At 72.2% G+C, this 16,787-nt stretch carries 15 protein-coding genes; 7 read left to right on the top strand and 8 right to left on the bottom strand.

Annotation, left to right across the window (positions count from 1 at the left end; all coding sequences use genetic code 11):
* Window positions 1-9: 9 nt before the first annotated feature.
* Window positions 10-2,100: an acyltransferase family protein gene (locus tag GB932_RS02715; RefSeq protein WP_156759180.1), complete on the top strand. Its 2,091-nt coding sequence runs from the start codon at window positions 10-12 to the stop codon at window positions 2,098-2,100.
* A gap of 35 nt (window positions 2,101-2,135) precedes the next feature.
* Complete coding sequence (locus GB932_RS02720; RefSeq protein WP_156759181.1) at window positions 2,136-3,182, top strand: LLM class flavin-dependent oxidoreductase; 1,047 nt, start codon at window positions 2,136-2,138, stop codon at window positions 3,180-3,182.
* A gap of 49 nt (window positions 3,183-3,231) precedes the next feature.
* On the opposite strand, the gene GB932_RS02725 is transcribed toward GB932_RS02720, so the two are convergent.
* From GB932_RS02725 to pheA, 7 genes are read right to left on the bottom strand one after another with little or no spacing between them, the layout of a single operon-like run.
* Window positions 3,232-4,863 carry an ABC transporter ATP-binding protein gene (locus GB932_RS02725; protein WP_156759182.1) on the bottom strand — a complete coding sequence of 544 codons (1,632 nt, stop codon included), beginning with the start codon at window positions 4,861-4,863 and terminating at the stop codon, window positions 3,232-3,234.
* Complete coding sequence (locus GB932_RS02730; protein ID WP_156759183.1) at window positions 4,860-6,539, bottom strand: ABC transporter ATP-binding protein/permease; 1,680 nt, start codon at window positions 6,537-6,539, stop codon at window positions 4,860-4,862. The genes GB932_RS02725 and GB932_RS02730 overlap by 4 nt, the downstream gene beginning before the upstream one ends.
* 3 nt (window positions 6,540-6,542) lie before the next feature.
* Window positions 6,543-7,556, bottom strand: coding sequence for an ABC transporter substrate-binding protein (locus GB932_RS02735; protein WP_156759184.1), 1,014 nt, complete (start codon window positions 7,554-7,556; stop codon window positions 6,543-6,545).
* The gene (locus GB932_RS02740; protein WP_156759185.1) at window positions 7,553-8,356 is read right to left on the bottom strand and encodes an ABC transporter ATP-binding protein; all 804 of its coding nucleotides are present in this window, start codon (window positions 8,354-8,356) and stop codon (window positions 7,553-7,555) included. The genes GB932_RS02735 and GB932_RS02740 overlap by 4 nt, the downstream gene beginning before the upstream one ends.
* Complete coding sequence (locus GB932_RS02745; protein WP_231915967.1) at window positions 8,353-9,441, bottom strand: FecCD family ABC transporter permease; 1,089 nt, start codon at window positions 9,439-9,441, stop codon at window positions 8,353-8,355. The genes GB932_RS02740 and GB932_RS02745 overlap by 4 nt, the downstream gene beginning before the upstream one ends.
* A 42-nt stretch (window positions 9,442-9,483) precedes the next feature.
* On the bottom strand, window positions 9,484-10,095 hold the full coding sequence (locus GB932_RS02750; RefSeq protein WP_156759186.1) for a phosphoribosyltransferase: 612 nt from the start codon (window positions 10,093-10,095) through the stop codon (window positions 9,484-9,486).
* A gap of 36 nt (window positions 10,096-10,131) precedes the next feature.
* The gene (pheA, locus tag GB932_RS02755; RefSeq protein WP_156759187.1) at window positions 10,132-11,082 is read right to left on the bottom strand and encodes a prephenate dehydratase; all 951 of its coding nucleotides are present in this window, start codon (window positions 11,080-11,082) and stop codon (window positions 10,132-10,134) included.
* A gap of 83 nt (window positions 11,083-11,165) precedes the next feature.
* Here pheA and pgm point away from each other — a divergent pair, with 83 nt between their 5' ends.
* The 4 genes from pgm to GB932_RS02775 all read left to right on the top strand — a co-directional run bounded on the left by pgm (window position 11,166) and on the right by GB932_RS02775 (window position 16,097).
* Window positions 11,166-12,809 (top strand): phosphoglucomutase (alpha-D-glucose-1,6-bisphosphate-dependent), encoded by a 1,644-nt coding sequence (gene pgm / locus GB932_RS02760; RefSeq protein ID WP_156759188.1) that lies wholly within the window; start codon window positions 11,166-11,168, stop codon window positions 12,807-12,809.
* A 218-nt stretch (window positions 12,810-13,027) separates the two neighbouring features.
* Window positions 13,028-15,127: a PhoX family protein gene (locus GB932_RS02765; protein WP_231915968.1), complete on the top strand. Its 2,100-nt coding sequence runs from the start codon at window positions 13,028-13,030 to the stop codon at window positions 15,125-15,127.
* Window positions 15,128-15,284: 157 nt separating this feature from the next.
* On the top strand, window positions 15,285-15,758 hold the full coding sequence (locus tag GB932_RS02770; RefSeq protein ID WP_156759189.1) for a helix-turn-helix domain-containing protein: 474 nt from the start codon (window positions 15,285-15,287) through the stop codon (window positions 15,756-15,758).
* 129 nt (window positions 15,759-15,887) lie between these two features.
* The gene (locus tag GB932_RS02775; protein WP_156759190.1) at window positions 15,888-16,097 is read left to right on the top strand and encodes a toxin-antitoxin system, antitoxin component domain protein; all 210 of its coding nucleotides are present in this window, start codon (window positions 15,888-15,890) and stop codon (window positions 16,095-16,097) included.
* Between the two features lie 66 nt (window positions 16,098-16,163).
* Here GB932_RS02775 and GB932_RS02780 read toward each other — a convergent pair whose 3' ends face one another.
* On the bottom strand, window positions 16,164-16,436 hold the full coding sequence (locus GB932_RS02780; protein ID WP_156759191.1) for an alpha/beta fold hydrolase: 273 nt from the start codon (window positions 16,434-16,436) through the stop codon (window positions 16,164-16,166).
* Here GB932_RS02780 and GB932_RS02785 point away from each other — a divergent pair, their 5' ends adjacent.
* The gene (locus GB932_RS02785) at window positions 16,437-16,712 is read left to right on the top strand and encodes a TetR/AcrR family transcriptional regulator C-terminal ligand-binding domain-containing protein (protein WP_156759192.1); all 276 of its coding nucleotides are present in this window, start codon (window positions 16,437-16,439) and stop codon (window positions 16,710-16,712) included.
* Window positions 16,713-16,787 lie beyond the last annotated feature (75 nt).

Consider the following 16,787-nt stretch of genomic DNA (forward strand, 5'->3'; position numbering starts at 1 on the left):
CTGGTAAGGATGATCGACACGACCGCCGTCCGTCCCCGCGACGAGACGCGCGCGCCGCAGGCGCCCAGCACGTGGCGGCCCGACATCCAGGGCCTCCGCGCGCTCGCCGTCGTGCTCGTCGTGATCGCGCACGTCGGCACCCCCGGCTTCGAGGGCGGCTTCATCGGCGTCGACATCTTCTTCGTGATCTCGGGCTTCCTCATCACGCAGCTGCTGCTGCGCGAGGTCGACCGCTCGGGCACCGTCAGCATCACCCAGTTCTATGTGCGCCGCGCGCGCCGGATCCTGCCCGCCGCGACCGTCGTCACGGCCGCCGTCGTCGTCTACGCCGCGATCTTCCTGCCGCTCGGCCGACTGCACGAGGCGGCGGCCGACGCCGGCTGGTCGAGCGTGTTCCTCGCGAACTGGCACTTCGCGCTCTCGGGCACCGACTACTTCTCGGTCTCCGACCCGAGCCTCTTCCAGCACTACTGGTCGCTCGCGGTCGAAGAGCAGTTCTACCTCGTCTGGCCGCTGCTCGTGCTGGCGTTCGTGCCGCGCGTCGGACGCCGCGCATTCACGGCCGCCGCGGCGATCGTCTTCGCCGGATCCCTCGCCTACTCGGTCTGGGCGACGGGCGTCGCCCCCGAGGCGACCTACTTCAACACGGCGGCCCGCGCGTTCGAGCTCTCGGGCGGCGCGCTGCTCGCGTGCGCGCTCGCGTCCCCGCTCGCCTCCCGCTGGCGGCACGGGTCCGCGACCATCGGGATCCTGCTCATCGCGATCGCGACCGTCGCCTTCAGCGAGCAGACCCCGTTCCCCGGCTGGTACGCCCTCGTCCCCGTCGCGGGCACGATGCTGCTGCTGTCGGCCGGCCCCGACACCTGGACGGGGCGCGCCCTCTCGTGGCGCCCCGTGCGCTACATCGGCGACATCTCGTTCTCGCTCTACCTGTGGCACTGGCCGGTCGCGATGGCGGTCGAGGCCGCGGCGCCCCACGACGCGCCGTTCCTCGCGACGGCCGCGGCCACGATCGCGGTGTCGATGTTCCTCGCCGCGCTGACGTTCCACTACGTGGAGCGGCCGTTCCAGACCAAGCGCGTCCCTGCCTTCTCGCGCGACCGCCGCACGCTGTGGCTCTGGCCGATCAGCGTCGCCGTCGTGCTCTCGGTCGCGTTCGGCGCCGCCGCGTTCGGCGACGCGCGCCAGGCCGCGCAGCAGGCGGCCGCCGAGGAGTACTTCGACGAGCACGGCTATCAGCAGGTCGAGGGGCAGGACGTCGACGAGGTGCAGGAGGAGCTCGGCGAGGCCGTCGAGGTCGCCGAATCGGGTGCCCCGATCCCGCCAGACATCGATTCCGACGAGCTGCGCGCGGCGATGTGGACCGACGTCGCCGACGGCGACTGCTACGCGTCCGAGGGCGAGCAGGAATCCGATGTCTGCTTCTACGGCGACACCGATGCGTCCACGACGGTCGCCCTCGTCGGAGACTCGCACGCCGCGATGTGGCTGCCGGCGCTCGACATCATCGGCCAAGAGCACGACTTCCGCGTCGCGCTCTTCGCGAAGATGGCGTGCGGCGCGTATCCCGCGATCCAGGACGCCGACGGCCACAACCAGGACGACTGCGACGCGTTCCGCGCGTTCACGCGCGACGAGGTCGAGGACCTGCGCCCCGACGCCGTGGTCCTCGGCGCGCGCGGACAGCTCAACATGGCCGATCGCGACGGCGAGACCGTCGACGAGCAGTGGGCCGACGCCGTGACCGAAGCGGTCACGGGGTACCAGGCGGTGTCGGATCGCGTCATCGCGCTCGGCGACGTGCCGGCACGCGACGAGGCCGAGCCGAAGGACTGCGTCGACAGCCCCGGCGGCGATCAGTCGGACTGCGTCGTGTCGGGCGAGAGCATCGAGGCCCACAGCAACGACATCACTCAGGAGCGGGTGGACGACGCCGGCGCCGTCTACCTCGACACCGCGGGCTTCGTGTGCACCGACGACGGCTGCCCGCTCTTCGCGGGCGATGTGCCGCTCTACGAGGACAGCTCGCACCTCAACCGGCTCTGGGTGGAGCACATCGCGCCCGCCCTCGGCCGCGAGCTCGAGGATGCCCTGAACTAGGGAATACCTGACGTCGACGGGTGTTGCACTTCTCGATGAGCACCTCTCCCGCACTGTCCGTCCTCGACCTCGTCCCCGTGCGCACGGGCCAGACCTCGGCGCAGGCGCTGACGTCGACGATCGCCCTTGCGAAGGCGGCCGACGGCCTCGGCTTCCGCCGCTACTGGTTCGCCGAGCACCACAACATGCCGGCCGTCGCCTCGACCTCGCCGCCCGTGCTCATCGCCGCGGTCGCCACCCAGACGTCGCGGATCCGGGTGGGATCCGGCGGCGTCATGCTGCCGAACCACGCGCCGCTCATCGTCGCCGAGCAGTTCGCGGCGCTCGAGGCGCTCGCGCCCGGCCGCATCGACCTCGGCCTCGGCCGCGCCCCCGGATCCGATCCCGTCATCACACAGCTGCTGCGCCGCACGGGCACGACGAGCGAGGCTCAGCAGTTCCCGGATCACGTGCAGGAGATCATGCGGCTGATGGACGCCGCAGGCGAGACGATCCGCTTCACCTCCGGCGGCACCTACGACGTGCACGCGACGCCCGACGCGGTCGGATCCCCGACGGTCTGGCTGCTCGGATCCAGCGACTTCTCCGCGCAGCTCGCGGCGCAGCTCGGCCTGCCGTACGTCTTCGCGAACCACTTCGCGGGCGACGGCGTCGAGCGGGCGATGGGCCTGTACCGGCAGGAGTACCAGCCGAGCGAGCGCCACCCCGCGCCGGAGTCGTTCCTCACCGCGAACGTCGTCGTCGCGCCGACCCGCGACGAGGCCGAAGAGCGCGCCCTGCCGCAGCTGCGCCAGTTCGCCCGCCTGCGCTCGAACAAGCCGATGCGCAAGATGGAGACGATCGACGAGGTGCGCGGGGATCCGTCCGACGCGCTCGAGGATTCGCTGATTCAGCAGAATCGCCGGCGCTGGTTCATCGGCGAGCCCGCGCAGGTCGCCGACGAGCTGCGCGGCTTCGCCGAGGCCCACGGCGTCGACGAGGTCATGATCTCGGCGGCTTCCGGAGCATACGCGTCCGAGCCGCTCGACGAGACCCCCGCACGGATCCAGACGCTGGAGCTGCTCGCCGGCGCGATGGCGTAGGCCGCGCAGCCGCGACAGGCCCTGCCCCCGACCGCAGGGCGTGTCGCGGCTACGGGATGGCGCACCCCAGCTCGACCCGGCGGTGCGCCGCCGCGATCGTGGCGGGGCGGTGGGCGATCAGCAGCACGGCGCGGTCGCTCGTGCGCCGGATGACGTCGAGGATCGCGGCGTCCGCCTCGGGATCGAGCGAGGCGGTCGGCTCGTCGAGGACGAGCACGCGCGGCCGCGGCAGCAGCGCGCGGGCGATCGCGACGCGGGCGCGCTGCCCGCCCGACAGCCCTGTGCCATGCTCGCCGATCGGCGTGTTCAGCCCCGCGGAGAGCCCCGTCGCAGCGTCGAGGAGGCCGGCGGCATCCGCGGCCTCGCGGATCCGCTCCTCCGAGGCGCGAGGATCCCCGAGAACGATGTTCTCGCGGATCGTGCCGCGCAGCAGGGGCGACGACTGCGGCACGGCCGTGACGAGGGTGCGCAGCTCGCCGTCCGGAAGGTCGCGGATGTCGACCCCGTCGATGCGCACAGCGCCGCCGTCGGGATCCCACATCCGCAGCGCCAGGCGCGCGGCCGTCGTCTTGCCGGCGCCGGACGGGCCCGTGAGCGCGACCACCTCGCCCGGGCGGATCCGCAGGGCGAAGCCGTCGAGCACCGGATCCCCGCCGCCATACGAGAAGCGGATCCGGTCGAGCACGAGACCCCGCTCGCCCTCGCGCGGCGGATGCGCGCCCCGCGAATCGGCGACCGCGGGCGGCATCGCGAGGAGGTCGCCGATGCGCTCGGCCGCCGCGCGCAGGCCACCCACGCCTCGCAGCAGGTCGGCGATCTGCGCGGCCGGCCCCAGGCCCGCCACCGCGACCGTCACGGCGAGCGGGATGTCCTCGCGGGCGATCCGGTCGCCGCCGAGGAGCATGATGAGGATCGCTCCCAGCGCCGCGAGGGCGAGCGCGATGTCGGCGATGCCGCGCTCGGCGCCGATCCGGGACGCCTCCCGTGCCTGCAGCCGCGCCATCTCGCGCGTCCGCGCCGTGAGCCGGTCCAGCTGGCGCTCGAGAGCGCCCGCACCCGTCAGGTCACGCATCCCGCGGACCGTGTCGAGCGCGTCGGCGCGCAGCACGGCGGATCCGGCGGCGAGCGCCGCGCTGTCCCGGCCCGCCCGCCGCGCGGTCAGGAGCGGGACGACGACGCCGACGACGAGCAGCGGCACCCACACGAACAGCAGCAGGGGGGTGATCGCGACCGACACGGCCGTGCTGACCGAGAGGACGAGCGCGGCCGTGAGCAGCTGAGCGACGGTGTGGGCGTAGAGCCACTCGAGGGTCTCGACATCGGCGAGCGCCGCCGTCGTCATGTCGCCCGTGCGGCGGTGCCGCGTGCGCGACGGCAGGCTGCGGCGCAGCGCCTCGAACAGGTGTCCGCGCATCGTCCCGAGCAGGCGATAGGCGAGATCGTGCCCGACCCACGACTCCCGCCACGCGGCGAGAGATGCGAGCACGGCGGCGCCGCTCAGGAGGGCCGTGAGGATGGGAAGCGGCGCCTCCGCGCCCGCGATGACGCGGCCGATCGTCCACGACAGCCCGAGGGCGATGCCGAGCACGGCCATCTGGGTGATGGCTCCCCACACGACCGTCTCGATGAACAGGCCCCGTCGCGTCGCGACGAGCGGCAGCAGCCGCAGCACCGCCTTCATCGCGCCGGCTCCCGCGCGAAGGCCCCGACGGTCGGAGCGCCGTCCCCCGACGAGACGATCCGTCCCGCGTCGAGGCCGATCCACCGGCTCGCGTGGACGCACGCCGATTCGCGGTGGGCGATGAGGAGCATCGTCCGGCCCGCGCCCTCACGGGCGAGAGCGTCCACGACCGCGCGCTCGGTCTCGATGTCGAGCGCCGATGTCACCTCGTCGAACACGAGCACGGGCGCGGGCGACAGCAGCGCGCGGGCGATCGCGAGCCGCTGGCGCTGCCCGCCCGAGAGCTGCTCTCCGTTCTCAGCCAGCTGGGTGTCGTAGCCGTCGGGCAGGGCGCGGACCACGTCGTGGATCCCCGCCACCCGCGCCGCCCGCTCGACCTCGTCGTCGGCCGCGTCCGGGCGATGCAGGCGCAGGTTCTCGCGGACGGACCACGCGAACAGGACCGGATCCTGCGGCACGACGACGATGCTGCGGCTCCGCGCGCCCGGCGAGTACGCGCGCAGATCCCACCCGTCGATGCGGACGACGCCGCTCGTCGGGTCGACATCGCGCTCGAGCAGGCGGGCGATCGTGCTCTTCCCGGATCCGGAGGGGCCGATGAGCGCGACCGTCTCGCCGGGGGCGATCCGCAGCGAGAGATCCGCCGCCGGGCGATCGGCGCCCGGGTAGCGGAACGACACCGCGTCGAGCTCGAGCACGCCGGCGCGCGCGGGGATGTCGTGGGCGCCGTCCTCCACGACACCGGGACGCGCCGTCAGCAGACGTTCGAGCCCGTCGACGGCCGTGAGCCCGAGATAGCCCGCGTGCCAGTTGTCGGCGAGGTCGAGCAGGGGCCGGAAGCACTCGCGCGCGAGCATGAGCACGACGACGAGCCCCACCGCCGAGGCCTTCCCCGACATGACCGCGCCGACCGCCGCGAGCACCGACAGGACGGCCCCGAGGTGCATCGCGAGGCCGTTGATGACGGTCACGACGAGCGACAGCCGCAGCTGCGACATCGTGAGGTCACGCAGCCGGTCCGCGTCTGCCGCAAGGCGCTCCGCCGCGCGGCCCGATGCGCCGAACGCGCGCAGGAGGGGGATCTGCTGCAGGGCCTCGACATAGCCCGACGACAGCCGCTCGAACCTCTCCCACCGCACGCGGCCCGTCTTCAGCAGCCGCGCGTCCCAGGCGCGGGGCGCGAACACGGCGATCGCCGCCGCGACGGCCAGGACGGCGCCGGCGGCGGCCGCACGCTGCCAGACGAGGACGACGACGACCGCGGGCACGACGAGGACGACGATCAGCTGCGGCAGATAGCGCGTGAAGTACGCGTCGAGCCCCTCGACGCCGTCGATCGCGACCGCGGCCGCGGCTCCCGAGTCGCGCTCGGCGACGGGCACCGCCGACAGCTGGCCGAGCAGGCGGCGGCGCAGGCGGATCCGCACCCGCGCGCCCGCGCGCGCCGCGACGAGCTCGCGCGCCCAGATCGCCACGCCGCGGACCACCATGACGGTGGCGAGGACTGCGACGGCGCGCACGGGGTCTCCGCCGCCGGTGACGAGCGCGGCGATCGCGGACCCCAGCGTGATCGCGAAGGCCACGTGGAGCGCCGAGAGGAGCAGCCCCATCGCGGCGAGGAGCGCGATCGCACCGGGAGCCGCCCCCGCCAGCTGCAGCAGTCGACGATGGATCACGGGTCAGAACGCCTCGGGGTAGAGGCCCTCCGCGACCTGCTCGACCACCGCGATGTTCCCGAGCGTGCCGGGGAAGACGTCCGACGACGACACGGCGATCAGTCGGCCCTCGCGCACAGCGGGCATGTCCGGGAACGTCGTCGTGAGGTAGTCGCGCGTGGCGGCCTCGTGCGCGTCGTCGTAGGTCGAGAAGACGATCGCGTCGGGCTCCTCGGCGGCCAGCGACTCGGGTGTGATCGCCGCGGCGAAGAAGTCCGAGAACGCGTCCTGATCCGGCGCGTAGACGTTGTCGGCGCCGGCGAGGCGCAGCATGTCGTACTCGACGCCCGCCCCGATCGCCTGCAGCGCGCCCCCGTCGTAGAACACCTGCGCGACGCGCAGCGGTTCGACGTCGGCGACAGCGGCCGACACGGCGTCGAGGTCGGCGCGGCTGTCCGCGATCAGCTCCTCCGCCGCGTCCTGCACGCCGAAGATCTCGCCGAGGTTCTCGAGATCCGCGAAGAGGTCGGCGACCTCACCGGACATGCGGCGATCCTGGCAGCCGCCCGCCGCCACATACACGGCGGCGCCGGCGTCACCCAGCTGCTCGATGCTCGCGAAGCCCTGATCTGCCGAGAACTCGTACGTCGTCGGCGAGTAGACGAAGTCGGGCTCGACGGCGAGCAGGTCCTCTCTGCTGGGCGGGGCGACGTCGCCGAGCACGGGCACATCGGCCGCGAGCGAGGCGACGTCGTCCGGCAGCGCCTGCGACGCGGCCTGCGCCTGCCCGACGAGCCGATCGGCGAGCCCGAGCCGCAGCAGCAGCTCGGTCTGCGCGGGGTGCATCCCCACGGCGGCCTCGGGCGCGCCGTCGACGACGACCTCGCGCCCGCAGTTCTCGATCGTCGTCGAGGCGCCTGCGTCATCGGGCGCGGCGTCGGCGATCACCCCCGATCCGCATCCGGCGACGAGCAGCAGCGCTGCGGCGAGGCCCGTCGCGGCGGCGGCACGGGAGAGGGGACGGCGGAGGGGGATCATCGGATCACGCTGCTTTCGGTGAGGGTGTCGGGCGCGCTCGCGCCCAGTCGACGGAAGGCGAAGACGGGGCCGTCGTCGTCACGGAGCACGCGTACGTCGACGCCGAAGACGGAACGGATCAGCGCCGGCGTGAGCACGCGATCCGCCGTGCCCGCCGCGACGACCTCGCCGCCCGCGAGCACGACGATGCCGTCGCAGTACTGGGCCGCGAGGTTGAGGTCGTGCAGCGCCGCGATGACGGTGCAGCCGAGGCCCCGCACGGTGCTCATCAGGTCGTGCTGGTGGCTGATGTCGAGGTGATTGCTCGGCTCATCGAGCACGAGGACGGGGGTCTGCTGCGCGAGCGCCCTGGCCAGCATGACGCGCTGGCGCTGCCCGCCCGAAAGGGTCGTGACCATGCGATCGGCGAGCTCGCGGATCCCGGTGCGCGCCATCGCCTCGTCGACGATCCGCAGATCCTCAGAGGTGTCGCGCCCGAAGGATGCGTGGTGCGGCGCGCGTCCGAGCAGCACGGTCTCCTCGACGCTGAGATCGAAGTCGGTCGGCGCATCCTGCAGCATCACGGCGACGGTGCGGGCGAGCTCGCGCCCGCCGAGGCCGCGCACATCGCGCCCGTCGACGCGCACGACGCCGCGGCGCGGCGCGGCCGCCCGATAGAGGGTGCGCAGCAGCGACGACTTCCCGGATCCGTTGGGGCCGACGAGCCCCACGATCGCCCCCGCTTCGACGCTCGCCGAGGCACCCCGCACGACGTCGCTCCCGCCGAGGGCGACCGTGACGTCGTCGAAGTCGACCCTCATCGCCCGAACCCCGCCTTGTCGGCGCCGCCGCGGCGCATCAGCCAGAGGAAGAACGGCGCGCCGACGAACGCCGTGAGGATCCCGAGGGGGATCTCCGTCGGCGCCGCGACCGTGCGGGCGAGCAGGTCGGCGGCGACGAGGAACAGGGATCCGCTCAGCACGGTCACCGGCAGCATCCGCCGGTGATCCGCGCCCACCATGATCCGCGCGATGTGCGGGATGACGAGGCCGACGAAGCCGATCCCGCCGGCGACCGACACCACCGTGCCCGTCAGCAGCGAGGCGATCACGAGCAGCAGCCCGCGCAGCCGTGACGCGTTCACGCCGAGCGAGACCGCCGATTCGTCGCCCGTCATCAGCGCGTTGAGCGAGCGCGCCAGCAGCGCCGCGACGATGCACGATGCGACGAGCGCGACGGCGGGGCCGATGAGACTCGCCATCGTCGCCGCCGAGACGCTGCCGAGCAGGAAGAACAGCACGCCGACGACGTTCTGCGCGTCGGTCGAGATCGTGAGGTAGCTCGTCACGGCGCTGAGGAGGGTCCCGAGCGCGACGCCCGCGAGGATCATCCTCGTGGGCGACAGCGTGCCGTTCCGGCGCGCCAGCATCGCGACAGCGACGCACGCGGCGAGCGCCCCCGCGAACGCGGCCGCGTTGAGCGAGAGCCCGCCGACGGCGGCGGATCCGAGCACGATCACGAGCACGGCGCCGACGCTCGCGCCCGACGAGACGCCGAGGATGTAGGGCTCGGCCAGCGGATTGCGCACCGTCACCTGCATGAGCGCACCCGCGAGCGCGAGGCCCGCACCGGCGAGGGCGGCGAGCAGCGTGCGCGGCATGCGGAACTGCCACACCGCCTGATCCTGCAGCGGAGTGAGCGAGCCGTCGGACATCCACGGCATGCCGGGGACGAGGTGACCGACGACGATCTGCGCCGCCTCCGTCGCGCTCACCGCCACGGATCCGACGGCGCCCGAGACGATGATCAGGGCGCAGTTCGCCACGATGAGCGCGGCGCAGAGCATCCAGGTGCGGCGCTGCTGGCGATGTCGGCCGCGCACGGGCGCGACGGCGGGTGAGGTCACATCAAGCGATGTTAATGAGAATCACTATCATCACCAAATGACTCACGTCAGATCGAGCAGCTTGAGCACCTCGCCGTCGCTCGTCTCGTCGAACTCGTCATAGAACTGCCCGACGGCCAGGAAGTCGTCGCGACGCGACAGGCACAGGTACTCGTCGGCGACCTCGCCCGGCGACCAGCCCTCGGGGGCGACGGGAACGGCGAGCACCACGCGGGAGGCGCCCCGGCGCTCGAGCGCGAGGCAGGCCGCCACAGCCGTCGCCCCCGTCGCGACGCCGTCGTCGACGACGATCGCCTCACGCCCCGCCGGGTCGTGGCTGAGCGCGCGGTACAGGCGCGCGCGGCGCGTGAGCTCGGCCTGCTCCATGTCCTTCGTGAGCTGGAACTGGTCGTTCGTGAGCCCCGGGATCCGCTGCGCCTCGGGCGAGATCACGAGCACGTCCTCGGCGATCGCGCCGAGCGCGACCTCGGGGTTCATCGGCGCGCCCAGCTTGCGCACCGCGACGCAGTCGAGAGGCAGGGAGTGCGCCCGCGCGACCTCCGCCGCGACGACGACGCCGCCGCGCGGGATCCCGTAGACGACCGCGTCCGGCCCCGGCACGAGCGCCGCGGCGAGCGCCCGCCCCGCGTCCTCGCGGTCGGCGAACAGGGCCATATCGTCAGGCTACGCCGGCGGCGCTCCCGCGTGGGGTCAGTCCTCGACGCCCGAGAGCAGGCCGCGCAGCCAGTCGCGCGCGTCGGCGAACGACGCATCGCTGTAGCGATCATGGTGCGCCACGGCCTCGCGATCGGCGCGCGGGTACGAGCCGAGGAACATCACGTGCGGGCTGAAGCGCTTGAGGCCCATGAGCGCGTCGGCCATCCGCTCGTCGGCGACGTGCCCGTCGGCGTCGATCACGAAGCGATATCGCCCGAGCCGATCCCCGATCGGCCGCGACTGGATGAGGCTGAGGTTGATGCCGCGGGTGGCGAACTGCTCGAGCATCTCGACGAGGGCGCCCGGCACCTCCTTCGGCAGCTCGACGATGAGCGACGTCTTGTCAGCGCCCGTGGCCGGCGGGGGCGTGACCGTGCGGGTCACGAGCACGAAGCGCGTGACGGCGTCGGGGTTGTCGCCGATGTTCTCCGCCAGCACGTCGACGTCGTAGTGCTTCACGACGCCCGGCGCGGCGATCGCGGCGTGCGCGGGGAGGGTCCCGTCGAGCACGCCGATCGCGCTCGCGACGTTGCTCGCCGCGATCACCTGCGTGTGCCCCGGCACGTGCGCGCCGAGCCACTCGAGGCACTGCGCGTAGGCGACGGGATGTGCGGCGATGTCGGTGACGCCCTCGAGCCGGGATCCTCGCGGCGCGACGAGCACGAAGCTGACGGGCACGAGGTACTCGCCCACGATCCGCAGGCCCGGCGTGTTCGCGAGCGCATCCTGCGCGCTCGAGACGCCGCCCTCGACGGTGTTCTCGATCGCGATCATGGCGCCGTGCGAGCGCCCCTCCGACACATCGGCGAGCGCCTGCGCGACGTTCGCGACGGGCCGCCAGTCCTGCCCTTCGGCTTCGGGGACCTGCGCGAGTGCCGCCTCCGTGAAGGTTCCCGCGGGCCCGAGATAGCTGTACGTGCGGGACCCGGCGGGAGCGTTCGTCATGCGCCTACCGTACCGGCCGCGCCCGGACCAGAAATATCCCGGCGAGTCACGACAAGGTCACGCGCCTTTGGCAGACTGTGCTCATGAGCAGCCGAGCAGGCCTCCCGGCCGAGCCCCAGGATCTCGTCGACGTCGACGCGCTGATCGCGGCGTACTACGACCGACACCCCGATCCGCAGACGCCCTCCCAGCAGGTCGCGTTCGGCACGAGCGGCCATCGCGGCTCGAGCCTCGCGACGAGCTTCAACGAGGATCACATCCTCGCCACGACGCAGGCCATCGTCGAGTACCGGGCGCAGCAGAACATCCGCGGCCCCCTCTACCTCTGCCGCGACACGCACGCCCTCTCCCTGCCCGCCGAGCGCACCGCCATCGAGGTGCTCGTCGCGAACGGCGTCGACGTGCGCATCGACGCGCGCGACGCCTGGGTCCCGACTCCGGGCCTCAGCCACGCGATCCTCGTGCACAATCGCGGCAAGGCGGCCGACGACCCGTCGCGCGCCGACGGCATCGTCGCGACGCCCAGTCACAACCCGCCGGGCGACGGCGGCTTCAAGTACAATCCGCCCCACGGCGGCCCCGCCGACGCCGACGCGACGGGCTGGATCGCCGACCGCGCGAACGAGATCATCGCCGCCGGCCTCGCCGATGTGAAGCGCGTGCGCTACGCCGATCTCGACGCCGAGTCCGTCGCGACCCACGACTTCCGCGCCGCGTACGTGCGCGACCTCGGCGAGGTCATCGACATGGATGCGATCCGGAACGCGGGCGTGCGCATCGGCGCGGATCCCCTGGGCGGCGCGTCCGTCGAGTACTGGCAGCTCATCGCCGAGACCTACGGGCTCGACCTGACGGTCGTGAACCCCGATGTGGATCCGACGTGGCGGTTCATGACGCTCGACTGGGACGAGAAGATCCGCATGGATCCGTCGTCGCCGTCGGCGATGGCGTCGCTCGTCGCGCGCAAAGACGAGTTCGACGTCCTCACGGGCAACGACGCCGACGCCGACCGGCACGGCATCGTCACGCCCGACGCCGGGCTGATGAACCCGAACCACTATCTCGCGGTCGCGATCGACTACCTCTTCGCGCACCGCCCGGGCTGGCCGGCCGATGCGGCCGTCGGCAAGACGCTCGTGTCGTCGATGATGATCGACCGCGTCACGGAGGCACTCGGGCGACGCCTGCTCGAGGTTCCCGTCGGCTTCAAGTGGTTCGTCCCGGGCCTCATCGACGGATCCGTCGCCTTCGGCGGCGAGGAGTCCGCGGGCGCCTCGTTCCTGCGCCGCGACGGCGGCGTCTGGACGACCGACAAGGACGGCATCATCCTCTGCCTGCTCGCGGCCGAGATCATCGCCGTGACCGGCAAGACGCCGTCGCAGCGCTATGCCGAGCTCGAGGCCGAGTACGGCGCGTCGAGCTACCAGCGCATCGACGCACCCGCGACGCCCGAGCAGAAGGCGGCGCTGAAGTCGCTGTCGCCCGACGACGTCACGGCCGACACCCTCGCCGGGGATCCGATCACCGCGAAGCTGTCGCACGCGCCCGGCAACGACGCGGCGATCGGCGGCCTGAAGGTGCAGACCGACTCGGCATGGTTCGCCGCGCGCCCCTCCGGCACGGAGGACGTCTACAAGCTGTACGGCGAGAGCCTCAAGGGCGATGCGCACCTCGCGCAGGTGCAGGACGAGGCCCGCGCGATCGTCGCGGCGGTTCTGGGGGCCTGACACCCCAGCCGTTCGCATGACCCGAACCCACCACCTCACGGCCTGAGGTGGTGGGTTCGCGTCATCCGAGCTGGGTGCGGGCGCGCTGGAGCTCCCCGGGCACCCCGGATCCATTCACCGGTAAGGCATGCCTACGTCACGGATCCCTCCCCTGGGGTTCACCCCGCGTTCACCACCCGGGTAAGTAACCGGCACCTTCCCGGGGCACCGTGAACCGCATGACTGACACCATGCCCTCCCGCGCCGAGCGCGGCCGCCGGCCGCTGCTCAACCTGCTGATGTCCGGCCGCACGCACGGCAAGCGCAGCCCCGTGACGTGCATGTACAAGTGCGACAACGCCTGCTTCCACCCCGCGCCGAACACGAGCGACAACGGCTACTTCCGCGACATCGCGGGAGCCGCGCTCAGCCGCCGCGCGGTGCTCGCAGGCGGCGCCGCCGCGGCGGCCGCCGTCGTCATCGGACAGGCCGTCGGCGGCGGATCCACCGCCCAGGCCGCCACGACCGCGCAGGTGCTCGGCCGCGGAAACGGCGCGGCCTTCGGATTCACGCCGATCGCGCCCGTCCCCGCCGACGTCGACGCCGTCACCGTGCCCGAGGGCTTCGTGTGGACGCCGATCATCCGCTGGGGCGACCCGCTGTTCGACGCCGCCGACGCATTCGACCCGAACGCGCAGACCGCGGCGAAGCAGGAGCGCCAGTTCGGCTACAACAACGACTACCTCGACATCATCGCCGAGCCGAACGGCAAGCGCGCCGTTCTCGCGGCGAACAACGAGTACGTCAACGCGGGGATCATGTTCCCGCCCGCCGCGAGCGAGGAGGAGCGCCTCGAGCAGCTGCGCATCTCGAAGGCCGCGCACGGCTTCTCGATCGTCGAGCTCGAGCGCCGCCACCGCGGCGAGCCCTGGAACTACCTCGTCGGCGCGCCGAAGAACCGCCGCATCACGGCCGACACCGACATGGTCTTCGACGGCCCGGCCGCCGGATCCGATCTGCTGAAGACCGTGGAGCACCCGGATGGCATGACCGTCAACGGCACGTTCGCGAACTGTGCGGGCGGCACGACCCCGTGGGGCACCATCGTGTCGGGCGAAGAGAACTTCAACGGCTACTTCCGCGCGAACTCCACGCCCGAGAACGACCGCTACGGCCTGAGCGAGGGCGACTCGCGCTACGGCTGGGACGCCGTCGACCCGCGCTTCGACGCGCGCCAGGCCGGGTACGAGAACGAGCCGAACCGCTTCGGCTGGATCGTCGAGATCGACCCTGAGAACCCCGACGAGGCGCCCGTCAAGCACACGGCACTCGGACGAATGAAGCACGAGGGCGCCAACATCCACGTCGGACCGTCGCGCCACGTCGCGGCCTATATGGGCGATGACGAGCGCTTCGACTACCTGTACAAGTTCGTCTCGACGAACGCGATGAAGCCGGGCAAGGGCTGGAAGGCGCGCGCCCACAACAAGACCCTCTTGAGCGAGGGATCCCTCTACGTCGCGAAGTTCGAGGGCGACTCGCCCGTCTCCGAGATCACCGGCACGGGCGCGCTGCCGAGCGACGGCCTGTTCGACGGCACGGGCGAGTGGCTGCCCCTCATGGTCGACGGCGAGAGCGCTGTCGAGGGCTTCACGACCGAGGAGGTCCTCGTCCACACCCGCCTCGCGGCCGATGCCGTGGGCGCGACGAAGATGGACCGCTGCGAAGACGTCGAGCCGAACCCGCACACGGGCCGCGTGTACGTCGCCTGCACGAACAACTCGGCGCGCGGCGTCGACGGCAACGAGGGCGCGACCGAGGCGAACCCGCGCAACACGAACCGCGACGGCCACGTCATCGAGATCACCGAGGCGGGCGGCGATGTGCGCTCCACGACCTTCGGCTGGAGCATCGTGATCCTCGCCGGCGACCCCGCGACGAACCCCCGCACGTACTTCGCTGGCTTCCCGGCCGACAAGGTCTCGCCGATCTCGTGCCCCGACAACCTCGCGTTCGACTCGGCGGGCAACCTCTGGATCTCGACCGACGGGCAGCCGAGTTCGATCGGATACAACGACGGCCTGTTCCTCGTGCCGCTCGAGGGCGCCGAGCGCGGCCACGTGCAGCAGTTCCTCGCCGTGCCGCGCGACGCCGAGACCTGCGGCCCCGTCATCCACGACCGCGACGGCAGCGTCTTCGTCGCGGTGCAGCACCCGGGCGAGGACGGCACGTGGGGCGCACAGAACTCGCTGTTCCCCGACTACGTCGCCGAGGGATCCCTCGACGGGGGCGCCTGGGGCGGCCCGCGCCCCAGCGTGATCCAGGTCACGCGCGCCTGACGCCCGCCTCGTTTGACGCGAACCGTTCGGTCTCCTCAGGGGATCGAGCGGTTCTCGTCATATGGGTGGCCTCCGCACCGTGTCCGTCGTCGCTTCGAACGGGTGTGCGCATCGCTCATTCGACCACGCCGCGATAGCAGCGCGCCATCACGCCTGTATGGGCCGTTTCGATGTCTCACGCGCGAGTGCGCTCATCCGCGCCGCGCGCGCGGACGCGGCGCTCACGCAGGCCGAGCTCGCTCGTCGCGCGGGCCTGCGGCAGCCGAGTCTCGCACAGATGGAGTCGGGGGCACGGGGCGTATCCCCTGAGATGCTCGAGCGCGTGCTGCGTGCCGCGGACTTCCGCCCATCGCTCTCGCTCGCTGAACACGCCTCCGAGATCTCTCGCCTCGCCGCGGAGCACGGTCTCACGAACGTCCGCGTCTTCGGGTCCGTCCTTCGCGGCGACGATCACTTCGACAGCGACATCGACCTGCTCGTGACGGCGGATCCCCGCGTGGATCTCTTCGATATCGCCCTCTTCGCGGATCGAGTCCAGAGGCTCACGGGGTTCCACGTCGATGTCGTGAGTGACTCCGGAGAGTCCCGAGTCGCGCGGAGCGCCGGATCCGAGGCGGTCGCGCTCTCATGAGCGACGAACCGCATCTCGCGCCGCGACCGCGCTCCGACGCCGGGTCGCGGGCTGCGCACGACGACGAGAATCTCCGCCTCGAGCTCCGTCGCATTCGTCATCCCGCCGAACGCGTACGACATCGCGAACATGGCTCTCATCCGCCTCGCCGGGCTGCTCGAACGCCCGGAGTCCGAGCGCCTCGCGGAGCGGCTCACGGCCGACGAGCTCGACGCGATCCGCACGACGCGGAACATCGCCGCGCGCGCCGGGTACGACGGGATGAACCACGAGGTGTTCTGGCGAGCGATCACGATCCGTGTGCCGCAGATCATCGACCGCCTGCTCGACGGGATGTGAGCGGCCGCGGCGACGCGACAGCGAGCCCAGGGGGGGCATCACGGCCTCCGCGGTGCGGAACCGGTGTCAGCGAGCCTGAGCGCCCGCCTCCCGAACGGCGTCGGCGAAGACGTCAGGGCGCTCCGTCGACAACTGGTGTCCGCCGTCGGGCAGGATGCGCAGTTCGGCACCGCGGATCCGCTCGTCGAGCGCGGCGACCGCCGCATCGAAGGAGAAGGGGGTCCCGAGGTCGCCACCCGCGAATGCGAGCGCCGGCATCGGGGCGATGCGCGCCCGCTGCTCGTCCCAGACGGATCCGACTTCGCCGGCCCCGGCGAGGAAGACGACGAGATCAGGCACGTGTCCAGAATCGCACGGCCCGGTGAGCCGCGTCGCCGCCGCTACGCCTCGAACACGAACCGGATGCTGTCCGCCCGGATCATCGAGCGTGCGATCGAGCGGGGCGAGGTTCCCGAAGGATCCGACGCCGACGCGGAGATCGACTTCCTCGTCGCGCCGATCCACCTCCGGCTGCTGCTCGTGGGCGGCCGCCTCGACGCGGCGCTCGCGCGCCAGTCGACGGAGGCGACGTCGGCAGCGGCACGTGCGGGGGTGTTCGCCCCACCCGCCCGCTGAGATCGTCCACCCCACCTCCCTGAGATGACCGAAACCGCTCGGTCCCGTGAGGAGACCGAGCGGTTCGCGTCATAC

This window comes from Microbacterium karelineae (assembly GCF_009745985.1).
In the GTDB taxonomy this organism is placed as follows: Bacteria; Actinomycetota; Actinomycetes; order Actinomycetales; family Microbacteriaceae; genus Microbacterium; species Microbacterium karelineae.

What these genes read in the sequence shown, in the direction of transcription:
- GB932_RS02735 (WP_156759184.1), bottom strand. Translation starts at nt 7,556, where the DNA reads ATGATCCCCCTCCGCCGTCCCCTCTCCCGTGCCGCCGCCGCGACGGGC.
- pgm (WP_156759188.1), top strand. Translation starts at nt 11,166, where the DNA reads ATGAGCAGCCGAGCAGGCCTCCCGGCCGAGCCCCAGGATCTCGTCGAC.
- GB932_RS02770 (WP_156759189.1), top strand. Translation starts at nt 15,285, where the DNA reads ATGGGCCGTTTCGATGTCTCACGCGCGAGTGCGCTCATCCGCGCCGCG.
- GB932_RS02775 (WP_156759190.1), top strand. Translation starts at nt 15,888, where the DNA reads ATGGCTCTCATCCGCCTCGCCGGGCTGCTCGAACGCCCGGAGTCCGAG.
- GB932_RS02715 (WP_156759180.1), top strand. Translation starts at nt 10, where the DNA reads ATGATCGACACGACCGCCGTCCGTCCCCGCGACGAGACGCGCGCGCCG.
- GB932_RS02740 (WP_156759185.1), bottom strand. Translation starts at nt 8,356, where the DNA reads ATGAGGGTCGACTTCGACGACGTCACGGTCGCCCTCGGCGGGAGCGAC.
- GB932_RS02725 (WP_156759182.1), bottom strand. Translation starts at nt 4,863, where the DNA reads ATGAAGGCGGTGCTGCGGCTGCTGCCGCTCGTCGCGACGCGACGGGGC.
- pheA (WP_156759187.1), bottom strand. Translation starts at nt 11,082, where the DNA reads ATGACGAACGCTCCCGCCGGGTCCCGCACGTACAGCTATCTCGGGCCC.
- GB932_RS02750 (WP_156759186.1), bottom strand. Translation starts at nt 10,095, where the DNA reads ATGGCCCTGTTCGCCGACCGCGAGGACGCGGGGCGGGCGCTCGCCGCG.
- GB932_RS02720 (WP_156759181.1), top strand. Translation starts at nt 2,136, where the DNA reads ATGAGCACCTCTCCCGCACTGTCCGTCCTCGACCTCGTCCCCGTGCGC.
- GB932_RS02765 (WP_231915968.1), top strand. Translation starts at nt 13,028, where the DNA reads ATGACTGACACCATGCCCTCCCGCGCCGAGCGCGGCCGCCGGCCGCTG.